At 68.4% G+C, this 15,474-nt stretch carries 26 protein-coding genes; all 26 read left to right on the top strand.

Annotation, left to right across the window (positions count from 1 at the left end; translation table 11 throughout):
• The first annotated feature begins 176 nt into the window (after positions 1–176).
• The 26 genes from tuf (at position 177) to ABT023_RS05385 (ending at position 15,318) form a co-directional block, all read left to right on the top strand.
• Entirely contained in the window at positions 177–1,370 is a 1,194-nt protein-coding gene (tuf, locus tag ABT023_RS05510; protein WP_350881978.1) for an elongation factor Tu, read from the top strand.
• A 354-nt stretch (positions 1,371–1,724) separates the two neighbouring features.
• On the top strand, positions 1,725–2,033 hold the full coding sequence (gene rpsJ, locus ABT023_RS05505) for a 30S ribosomal protein S10 (protein ID WP_007073037.1): 309 nt from the start codon (positions 1,725–1,727) through the stop codon (positions 2,031–2,033).
• 11 nt (positions 2,034–2,044) lie between these two features.
• Complete coding sequence (gene rplC / locus ABT023_RS05500) at positions 2,045–2,710, top strand: 50S ribosomal protein L3 (protein ID WP_350881976.1); 666 nt, start codon at positions 2,045–2,047, stop codon at positions 2,708–2,710.
• A complete protein-coding gene (gene rplD, locus ABT023_RS05495; RefSeq protein ID WP_350881974.1) occupies positions 2,707–3,357 on the top strand; it encodes a 50S ribosomal protein L4 in 651 nt (216 codons plus the stop codon). The genes rplC and rplD overlap by 4 nt, the downstream gene beginning before the upstream one ends.
• Positions 3,354–3,656 carry a 50S ribosomal protein L23 gene (rplW, locus tag ABT023_RS05490; RefSeq protein WP_161685913.1) on the top strand — a complete coding sequence of 101 codons (303 nt, stop codon included), beginning with the start codon at positions 3,354–3,356 and terminating at the stop codon, positions 3,654–3,656. The genes rplD and rplW overlap by 4 nt, the downstream gene beginning before the upstream one ends.
• 12 nt (positions 3,657–3,668) lie before the next feature.
• A complete protein-coding gene (rplB, locus tag ABT023_RS05485) occupies positions 3,669–4,508 on the top strand; it encodes a 50S ribosomal protein L2 (RefSeq protein WP_350881972.1) in 840 nt (279 codons plus the stop codon).
• A gap of 12 nt (positions 4,509–4,520) precedes the next feature.
• The gene (gene rpsS / locus ABT023_RS05480; protein ID WP_007073032.1) at positions 4,521–4,802 is read left to right on the top strand and encodes a 30S ribosomal protein S19; all 282 of its coding nucleotides are present in this window, start codon (positions 4,521–4,523) and stop codon (positions 4,800–4,802) included.
• A 40-nt stretch (positions 4,803–4,842) separates the two neighbouring features.
• Positions 4,843–5,301 (top strand): 50S ribosomal protein L22, encoded by a 459-nt coding sequence (gene rplV / locus ABT023_RS05475; protein WP_161685907.1) that lies wholly within the window; start codon positions 4,843–4,845, stop codon positions 5,299–5,301.
• On the top strand, positions 5,301–6,167 hold the full coding sequence (rpsC, locus tag ABT023_RS05470) for a 30S ribosomal protein S3 (RefSeq protein ID WP_350881970.1): 867 nt from the start codon (positions 5,301–5,303) through the stop codon (positions 6,165–6,167). The genes rplV and rpsC overlap by 1 nt, the downstream gene beginning before the upstream one ends.
• Before the next feature lie 3 nt (positions 6,168–6,170).
• Positions 6,171–6,596, top strand: a complete 426-nt coding sequence (gene rplP, locus ABT023_RS05465; RefSeq protein WP_229400536.1) for a 50S ribosomal protein L16 — start codon at positions 6,171–6,173, stop codon at positions 6,594–6,596.
• Complete coding sequence (gene rpmC, locus ABT023_RS05460) at positions 6,596–6,832, top strand: 50S ribosomal protein L29 (protein WP_320066523.1); 237 nt, start codon at positions 6,596–6,598, stop codon at positions 6,830–6,832. Before rplP ends, rpmC begins: the two co-directional genes overlap by 1 nt.
• Positions 6,829–7,107: a 30S ribosomal protein S17 gene (rpsQ, locus tag ABT023_RS05455; RefSeq protein WP_350881967.1), complete on the top strand. Its 279-nt coding sequence runs from the start codon at positions 6,829–6,831 to the stop codon at positions 7,105–7,107. Before rpmC ends, rpsQ begins: the two co-directional genes overlap by 4 nt.
• Positions 7,108–7,204: 97 nt before the next feature.
• Positions 7,205–7,573, top strand: coding sequence for a 50S ribosomal protein L14 (gene rplN, locus ABT023_RS05450; protein WP_007465279.1), 369 nt, complete (start codon positions 7,205–7,207; stop codon positions 7,571–7,573).
• Positions 7,570–7,890 carry a 50S ribosomal protein L24 gene (gene rplX / locus ABT023_RS05445; RefSeq protein ID WP_207892590.1) on the top strand — a complete coding sequence of 107 codons (321 nt, stop codon included), beginning with the start codon at positions 7,570–7,572 and terminating at the stop codon, positions 7,888–7,890. The genes rplN and rplX overlap by 4 nt, the downstream gene beginning before the upstream one ends.
• Complete coding sequence (gene rplE, locus ABT023_RS05440; protein WP_350881964.1) at positions 7,890–8,459, top strand: 50S ribosomal protein L5; 570 nt, start codon at positions 7,890–7,892, stop codon at positions 8,457–8,459. Before rplX ends, rplE begins: the two co-directional genes overlap by 1 nt.
• 1 nt (position 8,460) lies before the next feature.
• Positions 8,461–8,646, top strand: coding sequence for a type Z 30S ribosomal protein S14 (locus ABT023_RS05435; RefSeq protein ID WP_161685895.1), 186 nt, complete (start codon positions 8,461–8,463; stop codon positions 8,644–8,646).
• A 117-nt stretch (positions 8,647–8,763) separates the two neighbouring features.
• Positions 8,764–9,171: a 30S ribosomal protein S8 gene (rpsH, locus tag ABT023_RS05430; protein ID WP_091242005.1), complete on the top strand. Its 408-nt coding sequence runs from the start codon at positions 8,764–8,766 to the stop codon at positions 9,169–9,171.
• Positions 9,172–9,187: 16 nt separating this feature from the next.
• Positions 9,188–9,730, top strand: coding sequence for a 50S ribosomal protein L6 (rplF, locus tag ABT023_RS05425; RefSeq protein WP_350881962.1), 543 nt, complete (start codon positions 9,188–9,190; stop codon positions 9,728–9,730).
• On the top strand, positions 9,727–10,116 hold the full coding sequence (gene rplR, locus ABT023_RS05420; protein ID WP_161685888.1) for a 50S ribosomal protein L18: 390 nt from the start codon (positions 9,727–9,729) through the stop codon (positions 10,114–10,116). The genes rplF and rplR overlap by 4 nt, the downstream gene beginning before the upstream one ends.
• Before the next feature lie 33 nt (positions 10,117–10,149).
• A complete protein-coding gene (gene rpsE, locus ABT023_RS05415) occupies positions 10,150–10,764 on the top strand; it encodes a 30S ribosomal protein S5 (protein ID WP_161685886.1) in 615 nt (204 codons plus the stop codon).
• Positions 10,764–10,946, top strand: coding sequence for a 50S ribosomal protein L30 (gene rpmD / locus ABT023_RS05410; protein ID WP_088982062.1), 183 nt, complete (start codon positions 10,764–10,766; stop codon positions 10,944–10,946). The genes rpsE and rpmD overlap by 1 nt, the downstream gene beginning before the upstream one ends.
• The gene (rplO, locus tag ABT023_RS05405) at positions 10,946–11,389 is read left to right on the top strand and encodes a 50S ribosomal protein L15 (protein ID WP_350881959.1); all 444 of its coding nucleotides are present in this window, start codon (positions 10,946–10,948) and stop codon (positions 11,387–11,389) included. Before rpmD ends, rplO begins: the two co-directional genes overlap by 1 nt.
• A gap of 236 nt (positions 11,390–11,625) precedes the next feature.
• Positions 11,626–12,954 carry a preprotein translocase subunit SecY gene (secY, locus tag ABT023_RS05400; RefSeq protein ID WP_350881957.1) on the top strand — a complete coding sequence of 443 codons (1,329 nt, stop codon included), beginning with the start codon at positions 11,626–11,628 and terminating at the stop codon, positions 12,952–12,954.
• The gene (locus ABT023_RS05395) at positions 12,955–13,608 is read left to right on the top strand and encodes an adenylate kinase (protein ID WP_350881955.1); all 654 of its coding nucleotides are present in this window, start codon (positions 12,955–12,957) and stop codon (positions 13,606–13,608) included.
• 89 nt (positions 13,609–13,697) lie between these two features.
• Positions 13,698–14,549 (top strand): type I methionyl aminopeptidase, encoded by an 852-nt coding sequence (gene map, locus ABT023_RS05390; protein ID WP_350881953.1) that lies wholly within the window; start codon positions 13,698–13,700, stop codon positions 14,547–14,549.
• A 193-nt stretch (positions 14,550–14,742) separates the two neighbouring features.
• Complete coding sequence (locus tag ABT023_RS05385) at positions 14,743–15,318, top strand: DUF1707 SHOCT-like domain-containing protein (RefSeq protein ID WP_350881951.1); 576 nt, start codon at positions 14,743–14,745, stop codon at positions 15,316–15,318.
• Positions 15,319–15,474 lie beyond the last annotated feature (156 nt).

Raw genomic sequence — 15,474 nt, 5'->3', positions numbered from 1 at the left:
TATCCCCGCCGGCGGCCACCTCGGTCGGGTTGCGTGAGACCGGGCCTGTAGGCTTCATCGCCGCAGAACCCACCAAAGCTCTCCGGCCGCGAGGCCGGAAAGGCTGTCGACAGAGTCCTAAGCGCCGACCTGGCGCGCCGGGGCGAACGAACCAAGAAGTCCACAGGAGGACACCAGTGGCGAAGGCTAAGTTCGAGCGGACTAAGCCGCACGTCAACATCGGCACCATTGGTCACATCGACCACGGTAAGACGACGCTGACGGCGGCCATCACCAAGGTCCTGCACGACCAGTACCCCGACCTGAACCCCTACACGCCGTTCGACCAGATCGACAAGGCGCCGGAGGAGAAGGCCCGCGGTATCACGATCTCGATCGCGCACGTCGAGTACCAGACCGAGTCTCGGCACTACGCGCACGTCGACTGCCCCGGGCACGCCGACTACATCAAGAACATGATCACCGGTGCCGCCCAGATGGACGGCGCGATCCTGGTGGTCGCGGCGACCGACGGCCCGATGCCGCAGACCCGCGAGCACGTGCTGCTGGCCCGTCAGGTCGGCGTGCCGTACATCGTCGTGGCGCTGAACAAGAGCGACATGGTCGACGACGAGGAGCTCCTGGAGCTCGTCGAGCTCGAGGTCCGTGAGCTGCTCTCGTCGCAGGAGTACCCGGGTGACGACCTGCCGGTCGTCCAGGTCTCCGCGCTGAAGGCGCTCGAGGGCGACCCGGTCTGGACCGAGAAGCTGCTCGAGCTGATGAACGCGGTCGACACCGCGATCCCGCAGCCGGAGCGCGAGGTCGACAAGCCGTTCCTGATGCCGGTCGAGGACGTCTTCACGATCACCGGTCGTGGCACCGTCGTCACCGGTCGCGTCGAGCGTGGCGTTCTCCTGCCGAACGAGGATGTCGAGCTCGTCGGTATCAAGGAGAAGGGCTTCAAGACCAAGGTCACCGCGATCGAGATGTTCCGGAAGACCCTGGACGACGCCCGCGCAGGCGAGAACGTCGGCCTGCTGCTGCGTGGCACCAAGCGCGACGAGGTCGAGCGCGGCATGGTCGTGGTGAAGCCGGGCTCGAACACCCCGCACACCGAGTTCGAGGCGACGGTCTACATCCTCTCCAAGGAGGAGGGCGGCCGGCACACCCCGTTCTTCCAGAACTACCGTCCGCAGTTCTACTTCCGGACCACGGACGTCACCGGCGTCGTCACGCTGCCCGAGGGCACCGAGATGGTCATGCCGGGCGACAACACCACGATGACCGTGAACCTGATCCAGCCCATCGCGATGGAGGACAACCTCAAGTTCGCGATCCGGGAGGGTGGCCGTACGGTCGGCGCTGGTCGCGTCACCAAGATCATCAAGTGAGCTGGGTAACCCCGATTAGCGTTGCCGCCGGTAGTGGGGCATACTAGTCAGGTTGCGTAACGACAGTTCGTCGCCCGCGTCCGGCGCTCGCTGGACCTCCGGGTCGTTGGACAGTCGCGCGTAGGGTGGTTGGCCTGTCCCTGGCGGCCAACCACCCTCGCACGGCGTTCAGGTCGCGGTGACGCGATCGGCGCCATGACCCACCGCGCGGTCAGCAGAGCTCCGGAGACCCGGGGCGGAGCCTGGTCCGAGGGCGCGACACGCCCGACCGCGGGGGTCGGCGGAAGTGGGCCTGTGCCAGCCGGTGCAGGTGCCCGCAACACAGCGGCATCGAGAGAAGGAACAGAAGCCACCATGGCGGGACAGAAGATCCGCATCCGGCTCAAGGCCTATGACCACGAGGTCGTCGACTCCTCGGCGCGGAAGATCGTCGAGACGGTGACGCGTACCGGGGCGCAGGTCGCTGGCCCGGTGCCGCTGCCCACGGAGATCAACCGTTTCTGCGTCATCCGCTCGCCGCACAAGTACAAGGACTCGCGCGAGCACTTCGAGATGCGCACTCACAAGCGGCTGATCGACATCATCGACCCGACTCCGAAGACGGTCGACTCGCTCATGCGCCTCGACCTGCCGGCTGGCGTCGACATCGAGATCAAGCTGTAGGGACCGGACAAATGGACAGGCAAGTCAAGGGGATCCTGGGCGCAAAGCTCGGCATGACCCAGGTCTGGGACAACAACCGTGTTGTCCCGGTGACCGTGGTTCAGGCCGGCCCGTGCGTCATCAGCCAGGTTCGTAGCGCGGAGAAGGACGGTTACGCCGCAGTCCAGCTCGCCTACGGCACGATCGACCCGCGCAAGGTGAAGAAGCCGGTCAGCGGGCACTACGCGAAGGCGGACGTGGCGCCGCGCCGACACATCGTCGAGCTGCGCACCGCGGACGCCGCGGACTACTCGCTGGGCCAGGAGGTCACGGTCGAGGAGTTCCCGGTCGGCGTCAGCATCGACGTCACCGGCAGGACCAAGGGCAAGGGCTACGCCGGCCCGATGAAGCGGCACGGCTTCCACGGCCTGCGCGCCAGCCACGGTGTCGAGCGCAAGCACCGCTCACCGGGCTCGATCGGCGCGTGCGCCACCCCGGGTCGCGTCTTCAAGGGCACCCGGATGGCCGGCCGGATGGGTGGCGTGCGCTACACCGTCCAGAACCTGACCGTCCAGGCGGTCGACACCGAGAACAACCTCCTGCTCGTTCGTGGGGCCATTCCCGGTCCCAAGGGCGCGCTGGTCCTGGTCCGCAGCGCGGCCAAGACCAAGGTGAAGAAGGGCGGTGTGGCCAAGTGACCACCGTTGACGTCCTCAACGTCGAAGGCGCCAAGAGCAGCTCCGTCGAGCTGCCGGGCGACATCTTCGACGTCCAGGCCAACCTCGCGCTGATGCACCAGGTCGTGGTGGCCCAGCTCGCGGCAGCCCGCCAGGGCACGCACAAGGCCAAGACCCGCGGCGAGGTCGCCGGCGGCGGCAAGAAGCCGTACAAGCAGAAGGGCACCGGTCGGGCCCGTCAGGGTTCGATCCGCGCGCCGCAGTTCGCCGGCGGTGGCGTGGTCCACGGTCCGGTGCCGCGTGACTACAGCCAGCGGACCCCGAAGAAGATGAAGGCCGCCGCCCTGCGTGGCGCTCTCTCCGACCGGGCGCGCGCCGGCCAGGTGCACGTCGTCGAGGCGTTCGTCTCGGGCGAGAAGCCGTCGACCAAGGCCGCCCTGGCCACGCTGGGCAAGCTGACCGAGGCCACCCGGGTCCTGGTCGTGCTGAGCAGCACCGACGAGCTGAACTGGGTGTCGCTGCGCAATGAGCCGCGGGTGCACCTGATCGAGGCCGGCCAGCTCAACACGTACGACGTGCTGGTGGCCGACGACGTGGTCTTCACCAAGGACGCCCTGGACGAGTTCCTGGGTGTTCCCGCCGAGACCACCGAGGAGGGTGGCAAGTGAGCACGATCGCCGATCCGCGGGACATCATCGTCGCGCCGGTCGTCTCGGAGAAGAGCTACAGCGAGCTGAACCGGAACTGGTACACCTTCCTGGTGCGCCCGGACGCGAACAAGACCGAGATCAAGATCGCTATCCAGCAGATCTTCAACGTCCGCGTCCTGACGGTCAACACGCTCAACCGTGAGGGCAAGCGCAAGCGCACGAAGACCGGTTTCGGTCAGCGCAAGGCCACCAAGCGGGCGATCGTGAAGCTGGCTGACGGTGACCGTATCGAGGCCTTCGGCGGCCCGGTCAGCTGAGGGGTGTAGACAATGGCTATCCGTAAATACAAGCCGACGACGCCGGGCCGGCGTGGCTCGAGCGTCGCCGACTTCGCCGAGATCACCCGGTCGAAGCCCGAGAAGTCGCTGCTGGCGCCGCTGCCGAAGAAGGGTGGGCGTAACGTCCACGGCCGGATCACCACCCGGCACCACGGCGGCGGTCACAAGCGCCAGTACCGTCTGATCGACTTCAAGCGGGTCGACAAGGACGGCATCCCGGCGAAGGTCGCGCACATCGAGTACGACCCGAACCGCACCGCGCGCATCGCGCTGCTGCACTACGCCGACGGCGAGAAGCGCTACATCATCGCGCCGAAGGACCTGAAGCAGGGCGACGCGGTCGAGTCCGGGCCGGGCGCCGACATCAAGCCGGGTAACAACCTGCCGCTGCGCAACATCCCGGTCGGTACCACCATTCACAACGTGGAGCTGCGTCCGGGCGGCGGCGCCAAGCTGGCCCGCTCGGCCGGCGTCGGCGTCCAGCTGCTCGGCCGGGAGGGCGTGTACGCCACCCTGCGTCTGCCGTCCGGTGAGATCCGGCGGGTCGACGTGCGGTGCCGCGCCAGCGTCGGCGAGATCGGCAACGCCGACCAGTCGAACATCAACTGGGGCAAGGCCGGCCGCATGCGGTGGAAGGGCAAGCGCCCGACCGTCCGAGGCGTCGCCATGAACCCGGTCGACCACCCGCACGGTGGTGGTGAGGGTAAGACCTCAGGTGGCCGTCACCCGGTCAACCCGCAGGGTAAGCCCGAGGGCCGCACCCGTCGCAAGGGCCAGCCGAGTGACCGGCTGATCGTTCGCCGCCGCTACGCCACGCGTAAGCGCGGCTGAGGGAGATAAGACATGCCTCGCAGCCTGAAGAAGGGCCCGTTCGTCGACGACCACCTGCTCAAGAAGGTGGAGACGCAGAACGACAAGGGCTCGAAGAACGTCATCAAGACCTGGTCGCGGCGCTCGACGATCATCCCCGAGATGCTCGGCCACACGATCGCCGTGCATGACGGACGCAAGCACGTCCCGGTGTTCGTTACCGAGGCGATGGTCGGGCACAAGCTCGGCGAGTTCGCGCTGACCCGCACGTTCAAGGGTCACGAGAAGGACGACCGGAAGAGCCGCCGGCGCTGACGCCGCGGGCATACGGATAGAGGAACAAGGGGTTACAGCGATGCCAGGAAAGGGCGACGCTCCGGTGCTTCCGGGCGCGCGGGCGATTGCGCGGCACGTGCGCATCTCGCCGATGAAGGCGCGCCGGGTGGTCAACCTCGTCCGCGGCCTGCCCGCGAAGGAGGCGCTCACGGTGCTGCAGTTCGCGCCGCAGGCTGCGAGCGAGCAGGTGTACAAGGTGCTCGCGAGCGCGATCGCGAACGCGGAGAACAACGAGCGGCTGGACCCCGATGCGCTGCTCGTCAGCGAGGCGTTCGTCGATGAGGGCCCGACGATGAAGCGGTTCCGGCCGCGGGCGCAGGGCCGGGCGTACCGGATCCGCAAGCGGACCTGTCACATCACTGTGGCGGTCGAGGCGGTCGCGCCGGCTGCGCCGAAGAAGTCCGCGGCGAAGAAGGTCGCCCCGGCGAAGCAGGCCGAGGCCGCTGAGACGGAGAGCAAGACGGAGGGCGCCGAGTAATGGGTCAGAAGGTTCACCCCACTGGGTTCCGGCTCGGCATCTCGACCGACTGGAAGTCCCGCTGGTTCGCGGACAAGCTCTACAAGGACTACATCGGCGAAGATGTCAAGATTCGCCGGATGATGTCCAAGGGCCTCGAGCGCGCCGGCATCTCCAAGGTCGACATCGAGCGCACCCGGGACCGGGTCCGCGTCGACATCCACACCGCCCGGCCGGGCATCGTCATCGGCCGGAAGGGTGCGGAGGCCGACCGGATCCGCGGCGAGCTGGAGAAGCTCACCAGCAAGCAGGTACAGCTGAACATCATCGAGGTGAAGAACCCCGAGTCGGACGCGCAACTGGTCGCCCAGGGCGTCGCCGAGCAGCTCTCCAGCCGGGTCAGCTTCCGTCGGGCGATGCGCAAGGCGATGCAGTCGGCGATGAAGAACCCGGTGTGCAAGGGCATCCGGGTCCAGGTCTCGGGTCGCCTCGGCGGCGCCGAGATGAGCCGGACCGAGTTCTACCGCGAGGGTCGCGTCCCGCTGCACACGCTGCGGGCCAACATCGAGTACGGCTTCTTCGAGGCCCGTACCACCTTCGGCCGTATCGGCGTGAAGGTCTGGATCTACAAGGGTGACGCGGTGCCGGGTCGGGAGACCCCGGCCGAGGCGCCGTCGCGCCCGCGTCGTGAGCGTGCCGACCGCCCCGAGCGTCCGCGCCGTGGTCGGTCCGGTTCGTCCGGCACGACCGCCGGTGGCACCGAGGCCGGCCGGGCTGCCGCGACCACCATCGCGCAGCAGGCTGAGACGCCGAGCGGCGAGCCGATCGACAGCGCTGCTGTCGCCTCGGTCGCTTCGACTCCGGCAGAAACGCAGCAGGAGGGCTGACAGATGCTGATGCCGCGCAAGCCCCCGAAGGGCTTCCGCAAGCCGCACCACCCGGACCGCAGTGGCGCGTCCAAGGGTGGCAACCGCGTGGTGTTCGGCGAGTTCGGGATCCAGGCTCTCGAGCCGGCGTACGTGACCAACCGGCAGATCGAGTCGGCGCGTATCGCGATGACCCGCCACATCAAGCGTGGCGGTAAGGTCTGGATCTCGATCTTCCCGGACCAGGCCCTGACCAAGAAGCCTGCCGAGACCCGGATGGGTTCCGGCAAGGGCTCGCCCGAGTGGTGGGTCGCCAACGTCAAGCCGGGGCGGATCCTCTTCGAGATGTCCTTCCCCAACGAGCAGATCGCGCGAGAAGCGATGCGTCGCGCGATCCACAAGCTCCCGATGAAGTGCCGCATTGTTACGCGCGAAGTGGGTGAATCCTGATGGCAGCGGGCGTTAAGGCCTCCGAGCTGCGTGAGCACTCCGACGAGGAGCTGGTCACGAAGCTGCGCGAGGCCAAGGCGGAGCTGTTCAACCTCCGCGTGCAGGGCGCAACCGGGCAGCTGGACAACAACCGGCGGTTGCAGGTCATCCGTCGGGAGATCGCCCGGATCTACACGATCATGCGTGAGCGCGAGTTGGGTCTCTCCGCCGCGCCGACTGAGGTGACTGCATCATGAGCGAGAACACCAACACCGCCGAGGCGCGGGCCCGCCGCAAGGTGCGCGAGGGCCTCGTGGTGAGCGACAAGATGGACAAGACCGTCGTGGTCGAGGTCGAGGACCGGGTCAGGCACGCGCTGTACGGCAAGATCATGCGCCGTACCAGCAAGCTGAAGGTGCACGACGAGCAGAACGCCGCCGGCATCGGCGATCGGGTTCTGATCATGGAGACCCGGCCGCTGTCCGCCACGAAGCGTTGGCGGATCGTGGAGATCCAGGAAAAGGCCAAGTAGCGAAGGCTCGATCTCGCCCGGCTTCAGTCGGGCGCGGGTTCCGCCAGGCTCCGGCCGCGGCAGGCGGCCGGAGAACCGGCAGACATAGGAGATAGACGTGATTCAGCAGGAGTCGCGACTGCGCGTCGCCGACAACACGGGTGCCCGGGAGATCCTGTGCATCCGGGTTCTCGGGGGCTCCGGTCGGCGCTACGCGAGCATCGGCGACGTCATCGTGGCCACGGTCAAGGACGCGATCCCGGGTGCCGGTGTGAAGAAGGGCGACGTCGTCAAGGCCGTCGTCGTCCGCACCGCCAAGGAGCGGCGGCGGCCGGACGGCTCGTACATCCGCTTCGACGAGAACGCCGCCGTCATCATCAAGGACGGCGGGGACCCGCGCGGCACCCGTATCTTCGGCCCGGTGGGCCGGGAGCTGCGGGACAAGCGGTTCATGAAGATTATTTCCCTCGCGCCGGAGGTGTTGTGACCGTGAAGGTCAAGAAGGGCGACACGGTCGTCGTCATCGCCGGCAAGGACAAGGGTGCCAAGGGCAAGGTCATCGCGTCCTACCCGCGGCAGGACAAGGTCCTGGTCGAGGGCGTGAACCGGGTCAAGAAGCACACCCGTATCAGCACCACCCAGCGTGGCGCCAAGACCGGTGGCATCGTCACCCAGGAAGCCCCGATCCACGTCTCCAACGTGCAGGTCCTGGATTCCGAGGGGAACCCGACCCGCGTCGGGTACCGCTTCGACGACAACGGCCAGAAGGTCCGCATCGCGCGTAGCACCGGTAAGGACCTGTGATGACCACGGCTACCGAAGCCAAGACCATGCCGCGCCTCAAGGAGCGGTACCGCAACGAGATCGTGGCCAAGCTGCAGGAGCAGCACAGCTTCGGCAACCCCATGCAGGTGCCGCGGCTGGTCAAGATCGTCGTCAACATGGGTGTCGGCGAGGCCGCCCGGGACGCCAAGCTGATCGATGGCGCCGTCCGGGACCTGGCCACCATCACCGGCCAGAAGCCGCAGGTGCGGCGGGCGACCAAGTCCATCGCGCAGTTCAAGCTCCGCGAGGGCATGCCGATCGGCGCGAAGGTCACCCTGCGCGGCGACCGGATGTGGGAGTTCCTGGACCGCCTGCTGTCCATCGCGTTGCCTCGTATCCGCGACTTCCGCGGTCTGGACGGGCGCAAGCTCGACGGGCACGGCAACTACACGTTCGGTCTGACCGAGCAGTCGGTGTTCCACGAGATCGACCAGGACAAGATCGATCGCCAGCGGGGCATGGACATCACGGTGGTCACGACCGCCACGACCGACGACGAGGGCCGGGCGCTGCTCAAGCTCCTGGGCTTCCCGTTCAAGGAGAACTGAGATGGCCAAGAAGGCGCTGATCCTCAAGGCGGCCGCGAAGCCGAAGTTCTCGGTTCGCGCGTACACCCGCTGCCAGCGGTGTGGGCGTCCCAAGGCGGTCTACCGCAAGTTCGGGCTCTGCCGGATCTGCATCCGGGAGATGGCCCACCGCGGTGAGCTGCCGGGCGTGTCCAAGGCCTCCTGGTAAGGGCGACCGCGCCCCGGCTGCCGGCCGGGGCCCCTTGCACCGATCATGTATTGCTCTTCGCCGTAGGCCCGGGGCTCACCGCCCCGGGAACCCCGGCGAGAAAGGCTGACGAAATCCATGACGATGACCGACCCGATCGCAGACATGCTCACGCGTCTGCGTAACGCCAACCAGGCGTACCACGACCGGGTGACGATGCCCTACTCCAAGATCAAGGCGAACATCGCCGAGGTCTTGAAGGCCGAGGGTTACATCGCCACCTGGTCGGTCGAGGAGCCCGAGGAGGGCGCCGTCGGCAAGCGACTGGTCGTCGAGCTGAAGTACGGCCAGAGCCGCGAGCGGAGCCTGGCCGGCATCAAGCGCGTGTCCAAGCCCGGTCTCCGGGTGTACGCCAAGTCGGACGGGCTCCCGCGGGTGCTCGGCGGGCTGGGCGTGGCGATCATTTCGACGTCCCAGGGGCTGCTCACCGACCGGCAGGCCCGCAAGCGGAGCGTTGGCGGGGAAGTCCTCGCCTTCGTCTGGTAACGGGAGACAGGTAGAAATGTCGCGTATTGGACGTAAGTCGATCCCGGTGCCTGCCGGCGTCGACATCACGATCGACGGCCAGACCGTCAAGGTCAAGGGCCCGAAGGGCGAGCTGTCGCACACGCTCGCCGAGCCCATCACGGCGGAGCGCGCCGAGGACGGCCAGTTGCACGTCAACCGGCCCAACGACGAGCGCAAGGCCAAGGCGCTGCACGGCCTGAGCCGTACGCTGGTCGCCAACATGATCGTCGGTGTGACCGAGGGCTACCGTAAGAGCCTGGAGATCGCCGGCACCGGTTACCGGGTCACGGCCAAGGGCAAGGACCTGGAGTTCGCGCTCGGGTTCTCGCACCCGGTGCTGGTCCCCGCGCCGGACGGCATCACCTTCACGGTGGAGAAGCCGACGGTGTTCCACGTGGCCGGCATCGACAAGCAGCAGGTCGGCGAGGTCGCCGCCAACATCCGGAAGATCCGCCCGCCGGAGCCCTACAAGGGCAAGGGCGTGAAGTACCAGGGCGAGGTCATCCGCCGCAAGGCTGGAAAGGCAGGTAAGAAGTGAGCGCCACGCTGCTCAAGCGCCGCCGCGGCGTTGCCGCCAAGCGCGCCGTCGGCCGTGCGCGTCGACACTTCCGGGTCCGCAAGAACGTCAGCGGCACCACCGAGCGTCCCCGTCTGGTCGTCACCCGGTCGCTGCGCCACGTCGTCGCCCAGATCGTGGACGACACCAAGGGTCACACCCTGGCGTCGGCCTCGACCCTGGACGCCTCGCTGCGCGGCACCGAGGGCGACAAGAGCGCCCTGGCCGGCAAGGTCGGCACCCTGCTCGCCGAGCGGGCCAAGGCTGCCGGCATCTCGAAGGTCGTCTTCGACCGCGGTGGCAACCGGTACGCGGGGCGGGTCGCCGCGCTTGCCGACGCCGCCCGCGAAGCCGGGCTCGAGTTCTAGAAACCCCGTCACGAGAGATAAGGAAGGCTGCTGATGCCAGGTCAACAGCGCCGTGGCGGCGGGTCCGGTGGCAACGAGGGTGGTCGCCGCGACAACCGCCGTGAGGGCGGCCGCGGAAACGCGCCCGTCGAGAAGACCCCGCACCTCGAGCGGGTCGTCGCGATCAACCGCGTCGCCAAGGTCGTGAAGGGTGGTCGTCGCTTCAGCTTCACCGCCCTGGTGATCGTGGGCGACGGCGACGGCACCGTCGGCGTGGGCTACGGAAAGGCCAAGGAGGTGCCCGCGGCGATCGCCAAGGGCGTCGAGGAGGCCAAGAAGCACTTCTTCAAGGTGCCGCGGATCGGTAAGTCGATCCCGCACCCGATCACGGGTGAGGCCGCCGCCGGCGTGGTGCTGCTCAAGCCGGCCTCGGCCGGTACGGGCGTCATCGCCGGTGGCCCGGTGCGTGCCGTGCTGGAGTGTGCCGGCATCCACGACGTGCTCTCCAAGAGCCTCGGGTCGTCGAACCCGATCAACATCGTGCACGCCACGGTGGCGGCGCTGAAGGGGCTGGAGTCCCCGGAGGCTGTCGCGGCCCGTCGTGGCCTGCCGGTCGAGGACGTCGCGCCGGCCGCCATGCTGGCGTCCCGGGCGGGGGTGGCGTCCTGATGGCTCGCCTGAAGGTCACCCAGGTCCGGTCCGGGATCGGGACCAAGCACAACCAGCGTGAGTCGCTGCGTTCGCTCGGTCTCAAGCGGATCAACGACGTGGTGGTCAAGGAGGACCGGCCGGAGATCCGGGGCATGATCTTCGCGGTCAACCACCTCGTGAAGGTCGAGGAGGTCGAGTAATGACGATCAAGGTCCACCACCTGCGCCCGGCGCCCGGGGCCAAGACCGCGAAGACCCGCGTGGGTCGCGGTGAGGGCTCCAAGGGCAAGACCGCCGGTCGCGGCACCAAGGGCTCCAAGGCCCGCAAGAACATCTCGGCGGCGTTCGAGGGTGGGCAGATGCCCATCCACATGCGCCTGCCGAAGATGAAGGGCTTCAAGAACAAGTTCAAGGTGGTCTTCCAGGTGGTCAACCTGGACAGGCTCGCCGAGCTGTTCCCGAACGGCGGCCAGGTCGGCCCGCTGGAGCTGGTCGAGGCCGGCGCGGTCCGCAAGGGCCAGCCGGTCAAGGTCCTCGGCACCGGCGACCTGAGCGGCGTGTCCATCCAGGTGTCGGCGCACGCGTTCAGCGCGTCGGCCAAGGAGAAGATCACCGCCGCCGGTGGCTCCGTCACCGAGCTGTAGGGCAGAACCCGTGGCGCCCGCCCAGTTGTCCGTGACTGGGCGGGCGCCACGGTCTACCCCGAACGCGTGCACCGGGTAATATCGGATTCGGTTTATGTAGCCGGGCACACCTGCCCGGACCGGGATCGGGCTGTTAGAGTCCCATCCCAGCTATGGATATCGGGCACTCGCCCGGCACCCACCCCGACCCGCCAGGGACCACCACCGGCGGCCCGCCTCGCGCAGGAGGAAGAAAGTTGCTGTCCGCCTTTCTCAGTGCGTTCCGTACGCCTGACCTGCGCAAGAAGCTGCTGTTCACGGTAGGCATCATTGCGGTCTACCGGCTCGGCGCGACGCTGCCCAGCCCGGGTGTCTCGTACGGCAACGTGCAGAAGTGTCTCGACAGCATCCAGGGGGACACCACCGGGGTGCTGAACCTGCTCGACCTCTTCTCCGGCGGGGCGCTGCTTCAGCTCTCGGTCTTCGCGCTGGGGATCATGCCCTACATCACCGCGTCGATCATCCTGCAGCTGCTCACCGTGGTCATCCCGCGGTTGGAGCAGCTCCGCAAGGAGGGTCAGGCCGGCCAGGCGAAGATCACCCAGTACACCCGCTACCTCACCCTCGGCCTGGGCATCCTCCAGTCGTCGGCGTTCGTGGCGCTGGCCCGCTCCGGGCAGCTCTTCCAGAACAAGTGCGACCAGTTCCCGATCGTCCCCGAGGGCACCGGCATCCCGGACTGGCTGACGCTGACCATCCTGGTCATGACGATGACCGCCGGCACGGGCATGGTGATGTGGCTCGGCGAGCTGATCACCGACCGGGGCGTCGGCAACGGCATGTCGGTGCTGATCTTCACCTCGATCGCGGCGCGTCTTCCCGCCGAGGGTTGGAAGATCAAGACTCAGCAGGGCTGGGGCAAGTTCTTCCTGGTGCTCGCGCTGGTCCTGGTGGTCATCACCGCCGTCACCTTCATCGAGCAGGCACAGCGCCGGATCCCGGTGCAGTACGCCAAGCGGATGATCGGCCGGCGGATGTACGGCGGCACCTCGACCTACATCCCGCTGAAGGTCAACCAGGCGGGTGTCATCCCGGTCATCTTCGCCTCGTCGCTGCTCTACCTGCCGCAGCTGGCGCTCCAGTTCTTCGACCCGAACAACCCGGGCAAGACCCAGGCCTGGATCCAGAACAACGTGGTCAACCCGTCGAGCCCGGCGCACATCGTGATCTACTTCATGCTGATCATCTTCTTCACGTACTTCTACGTCTCGATCACGTTCAACCCGACCGAGGTCGCGGACAACATGAAGAAGTACGGCGGCTTCGTGCCGGGCATCCGCCCCGGCAAGCCGACCGCCGACTACCTCGACTTCATCCTCAGCCGGATCACCCTGCCGGGCGCGCTCTACCTGGGTATCGTCGCGGTCCTGCCGAACTTCTTCTTCATCTGGCTGAACAACCAGCAGTTCCAGAACTTCCCGTTCGGCGGCACCGCTGTGCTCATCATGGTCGGCGTCGGTCTGGAGACCGTGAAGCAGATCGAGAGCCAACTCATGCAGCGGAACTACGAAGGGTTCCTGCGGTAGATGCGACTCGTTCTGGTTGGCCCGCCGGGCGCGGGCAAGGGCACACAGGCGGAGTACATCGCCGCTCACCTCTCGGTTCCCAAGATCTCGACCGGTGACATCTTCCGGGCGAACGTCTCCCAGGGCACGCCCCTGGGCATCGAGGCCAAGCGGTACATGGACGCCGGCAAGCTGGTCCCGGACGAGGTGACCATCAACATGGTCCGGGACCGGCTCGCCGAGCCGGACGCCAGCGAGGGCTTCCTGCTCGACGGCTTCCCGCGCACCACGCCGCAGGCCGCCGCGCTGGACAAGCTGCTCGCCGACCTCGGCACCGCGCTGGATCTGGTGCTGGAGCTGGTCGTCGACGACGACGAGGTGATCCGGCGGCTCTCCGGCCGGCGTACCTGCCGGGGCTGCGGGAAGATCTGGCACGTCGAGTTCGACGCGACGACCCGGGACGACATCTGCGACCGCTGCGGCGCGGAGCTGTTCCAGCGCGACGACGACAAGCCGGAGACCATCGCCGCCCGGCTGCGGGAGTACGCCGACAAGACCGCGCCGCTGGTGGACTACTACGGCGCCCAGGGCAAGCTGGTGGGCATCGACGCCACCGGCCCGGTGGAGGACGTCACCGTCCGCGCCATCGACGCCCTCCGCTCGTACGGCGGCTGACGACCGCCGGGGCTCCGGCGGATAGAGTGCGATCAGCGGGGTACGTGTGACGTGCCCCGCTGATCCGCGCGACGAAAGGTAACGGCTCCATGCGTCGTCCCCAGCTGGACATCCAGCTGAAGACCCCCGACCAGATCGAGATGATGCGCGCCGCCGGGCTGGTGGTCGCCGAGGCGCTGCGTCGGATGCGGGAGGCGGTCGCTCCCGGGGTCAGCACCGCCGACCTGGACGCGATCGCCGAGTCGACGATCCGGGAGGCCGGCGCGGTTCCGTCGTTCAAGGGCTACCACGGCTTCCCCGCCTCGATCTGCTCGTCGGTCAACGAGCAGGTGGTGCATGCCATCCCGTCGCCCGCGCAGGTGCTCCGGGACGGCGACCTGATCTCGATCGACTGCGGCGCGGTGCTGAACGGCTGGCACGGCGACGCGGCGATCACCGCCGGCGTGGGGGAGGTCGACCCCGCACTGCTGAAGATGGCCGCGGTGGCCGAGGACTCGATGTGGGCGGGGATCGCCGCCGCGGCGCGGGGGGCGGCCAGCGGCAAGGGCCGCCTGACCGACATCTCGCACGCGGTGGAGAGCGCGGTCCGCAAGGGCGGCCGGTACGGCATCGTCGACGGGTACGGCGGGCACGGCATCGGCACCGAGATGCACCAGGACCCGCACGTGCTCAACCACGGCCGGCCCGGCAAGGGCCCCCGGCTGGTGCCGGGCATGGCGCTGGCCATCGAGCCAATGATCACCAAGGGCTCGCCGCGCACGGCCGAGCTGGCCGACGGCTGGACGGTCGTCACCCGGGACGGCTCGATGGCGGTGCACGTCGAGCACACGATGGCGCTGCTGCCTGACGGGGTGTGGGTGCTGACGGCGTTCGACGGGGGCCGGGAGCGCCTCGGCGACCTGGTCACCTCCCGCCAGCCCGCGGACTCACCGACCCGCTGAGCCCGCGCCGCGTCCCGCCAACGTCCGCGCGCCCGGACCACGGGCCCGCTGCGGTCCTCACCGCCCCGCCTGAGGCCCGCGCTGTGGCCTCTTGAGGGCTCCCGAGGTGCCGGAACACCGGCATGCGGTGCCGGCCCGGTGCCGGCCCGACGCGAGGAGCCGGTGGTGGCCGGACGGTGGCATGCTTGCCGGCATGGAGGGACGCGACGGGATGCGGGCCGCCGACGCGGACCGGCAGGTGGTTGCGGACCAACTGCGGGTGGCCGTCGACGAGGGCCGGCTCGACCTGCACGAGTACGACGAGCGGTTGCAGCGGGCGTACGCCTCGCGTACGTACGGCGAACTGGACGCGCTGGTGACCGATCTACCGGTGCCGGCCGCCCCGGCAGTGTCGGAACTCGCAACGGTGCCGGGCGCGGCCCCGCCGGCGGCGGACCGGGCCCGGTCGTCGGTGACCGCCCGGTGGCTCGCCGAGGTCTGGCTGCCGTACCTGCGGGTGGTCGCGATCGTGGTGACCGTCTGGGCGGTGACCTCGATCCTCGCCACCGACCTGGGCTACTTCTGGCCCGCCTGGGTGGCCGGGCCGTGGGGGGTGGGGCTCCTGGTGCGCACGGTCGTCGGTCTCACCGCCGGGGAGCCGCGGCGGTGGGCGGCGGAGCAGGAGCGGCGGCGTGAACACCGGCTCGCGAAGCGGGCGCGCAAGCGGGCGCGGAAGTTGGCTGCCGCCGAGGAGGAACGTCGGCGGGGCGGGGCCGACGCCGAGGTCTGAATGGCCCGTTCTGTCCGGTCCGACGCACCGATTCGTGCCCGGTTTGGCGGCGGCCCGCAAGCGGGCGTAGACTTTCTGATCGGCGCACAGCGTCCACTCCGGCATGCCCATCCTGCGCTTCGGTGGGAGTCGGAGCCGCGGCTGGCGCGGGTCCCG

Origin of the sequence: Micromonospora sp. NPDC002296 (genome assembly GCF_040296145.1) — a bacterium.
Taxonomy (GTDB): domain Bacteria; phylum Actinomycetota; class Actinomycetes; order Mycobacteriales; family Micromonosporaceae; genus Micromonospora.
This window is presented reverse-complemented; position numbering and strand designations above follow the sequence as displayed.

What these genes read in the sequence shown, in the direction of transcription:
- rplF (WP_350881962.1), top strand. Translation starts at nt 9,188, where the DNA reads ATGTCGCGTATTGGACGTAAGTCGATCCCGGTGCCTGCCGGCGTCGAC.
- rpsQ (WP_350881967.1), top strand. Translation starts at nt 6,829, where the DNA reads ATGAGCGAGAACACCAACACCGCCGAGGCGCGGGCCCGCCGCAAGGTG.
- rpmC (WP_320066523.1), top strand. Translation starts at nt 6,596, where the DNA reads ATGGCAGCGGGCGTTAAGGCCTCCGAGCTGCGTGAGCACTCCGACGAG.
- ABT023_RS05385 (WP_350881951.1), top strand. Translation starts at nt 14,743, where the DNA reads ATGGAGGGACGCGACGGGATGCGGGCCGCCGACGCGGACCGGCAGGTG.
- rplB (WP_350881972.1), top strand. Translation starts at nt 3,669, where the DNA reads ATGGCTATCCGTAAATACAAGCCGACGACGCCGGGCCGGCGTGGCTCG.
- rplO (WP_350881959.1), top strand. Translation starts at nt 10,946, where the DNA reads ATGACGATCAAGGTCCACCACCTGCGCCCGGCGCCCGGGGCCAAGACC.
- rplC (WP_350881976.1), top strand. Translation starts at nt 2,045, where the DNA reads ATGGACAGGCAAGTCAAGGGGATCCTGGGCGCAAAGCTCGGCATGACC.
- rplP (WP_229400536.1), top strand. Translation starts at nt 6,171, where the DNA reads ATGCTGATGCCGCGCAAGCCCCCGAAGGGCTTCCGCAAGCCGCACCAC.
- ABT023_RS05395 (WP_350881955.1), top strand. Translation starts at nt 12,955, where the DNA reads ATGCGACTCGTTCTGGTTGGCCCGCCGGGCGCGGGCAAGGGCACACAG.
- rpsS (WP_007073032.1), top strand. Translation starts at nt 4,521, where the DNA reads ATGCCTCGCAGCCTGAAGAAGGGCCCGTTCGTCGACGACCACCTGCTC.
- rpsJ (WP_007073037.1), top strand. Translation starts at nt 1,725, where the DNA reads ATGGCGGGACAGAAGATCCGCATCCGGCTCAAGGCCTATGACCACGAG.
- rpsH (WP_091242005.1), top strand. Translation starts at nt 8,764, where the DNA reads ATGACGATGACCGACCCGATCGCAGACATGCTCACGCGTCTGCGTAAC.
- rplV (WP_161685907.1), top strand. Translation starts at nt 4,843, where the DNA reads ATGCCAGGAAAGGGCGACGCTCCGGTGCTTCCGGGCGCGCGGGCGATT.
- ABT023_RS05435 (WP_161685895.1), top strand. Translation starts at nt 8,461, where the DNA reads ATGGCCAAGAAGGCGCTGATCCTCAAGGCGGCCGCGAAGCCGAAGTTC.
- rpmD (WP_088982062.1), top strand. Translation starts at nt 10,764, where the DNA reads ATGGCTCGCCTGAAGGTCACCCAGGTCCGGTCCGGGATCGGGACCAAG.
- rplE (WP_350881964.1), top strand. Translation starts at nt 7,890, where the DNA reads ATGACCACGGCTACCGAAGCCAAGACCATGCCGCGCCTCAAGGAGCGG.
- rpsE (WP_161685886.1), top strand. Translation starts at nt 10,150, where the DNA reads ATGCCAGGTCAACAGCGCCGTGGCGGCGGGTCCGGTGGCAACGAGGGT.
- rpsC (WP_350881970.1), top strand. Translation starts at nt 5,301, where the DNA reads ATGGGTCAGAAGGTTCACCCCACTGGGTTCCGGCTCGGCATCTCGACC.
- map (WP_350881953.1), top strand. Translation starts at nt 13,698, where the DNA reads ATGCGTCGTCCCCAGCTGGACATCCAGCTGAAGACCCCCGACCAGATC.